At 31.8% G+C, this 1,520-nt stretch carries 1 protein-coding gene; it reads right to left on the minus strand.

The annotated features are described in order from the left end of the window. Positions 1-68: 68 nt before the first annotated feature. Positions 69-1,442, minus strand: coding sequence for an ISNCY family transposase (locus tag H2684_RS12235; protein WP_182089679.1), 1,374 nt, complete (start codon positions 1,440-1,442; stop codon positions 69-71). Between the last annotated feature and the right edge of the window lie 78 nt (positions 1,443-1,520).

Here is a 1,520-nt window from a genome sequence, read left to right on the forward strand (position 1 = left end):
TGTCAACCGTTTTTGAAAATGTCCCAAAAAACTTTTAACATTAGCACCAGTTTTCTGGTGCTTTATTTCTATGCTGTTTTTACTTTTTGTCTATGAATTTGTTTATTACAATAGCGTTCAAATGAAGCTTGTTTCCATGGATGATTCATTGGAGGTATATAGTGTTTCTTTGGAGGTTTTGGAACATTTGCAAAATCAAAATTTTTTGAAGAAGAAACATGAGATGGAATCAGTTCAAGAGCATAAACTTTTTCGTTAACACAGAAAAATAGCTCATTGTTAAATGCTTTTATAACTATACCGGAGGTTCCTTTGCGGTAATATACAGCATGACCATTAGTATCTACTGGAAGATAGTATTTTTTATGATACTTTATACAATTTCCATTGTCTATCTTTCTAGTTGTAAGTACAGCAAGAGTTAAGTTGATTTTTTCAATATCGGGTTGTTTTTCAAACACAGATTTGATATGATCAACTTGTAAAGCAAATTGATCATTGAATTTTTTTATGTAGGAGTTTAAAAATTCATTTGCTTGTTCAATTGAGCTTATACCAGCTAAACGCAATTCGATGGGTAGTCGTGATTGTAAAGTTTGAAACATGCGTTCCACACGTCCTTTGGACTGTGGGATGCTGCTGGTTTTAATGTGAATGCCTAATTGTTTGCATGAATATCCAAATTGAGTAAATGTATCCTCTTCAACAGAAGGGGATTTTTTTTGTTTATATTCAAAAACAGTACGTCTATCTGTTAAAAACATATATGGAATACCATATTTGGTTAGTATTTGATAAAGAATGTGGTAGTAAGCATTAAGGGTTTCTTGAGTATCAAAATATGCACCTACAATTGCACCTGTAGCATCATCTACGGCAATATGGAGTTGTGTTTTATTACGACCAAACCAGTGATGTACAGAGGCATCCATCTGAATTAGCTCACCAAAATAAGCACATCTTGGATGTCTTGGATGCGCATCTTGTATATCAAGGATAGCACTTTGGATCTCAGCAGTTTGTTTTTTTGATTTAGACTTTTTCTTCATATCTGTAAGCTTCGCATGTAAAGCCTTTCTAGAAGAACGCTTCGCTTTAGGAGATAGAATGAATTTCTGTAATAAAATAGAACGTATAGTAGTTGAAGATACTTTGATTCCCTCGAACTCGTTTAAGAGTTCAGAAAAATGAGTTATATTTGAGCCTTGATATTTTGTTCTATATAAGTCAACAATATTCTGTTTTAATGAGTCATCTAGAGAATGTGCAGGTTTTCTTCCACGATTTCCATGGACAAAAAATTTCTTTCCAGTTTCTTTATATCCCTTTATCATTCTGTTGATATGTCTAACAGTGCAGTTTAATTCAACTGCAGCTCTTTTCTTGTTACCGTTTTTCTCTACTAATTTCTTAATAACTTCATACTTTAAATTTTCATTCATTGTTAAATCAACCTTTCTAATAATGTCCACCTCATTTCTTTTCTATGAGATTTTATTATAATATAAATTTTATTTATT

Origin of the sequence: Clostridium sp. cel8, assembly GCF_014050525.1 — a bacterium.
Taxonomy (GTDB): domain Bacteria; phylum Bacillota; class Clostridia; order Clostridiales; family Clostridiaceae; genus Clostridium_B.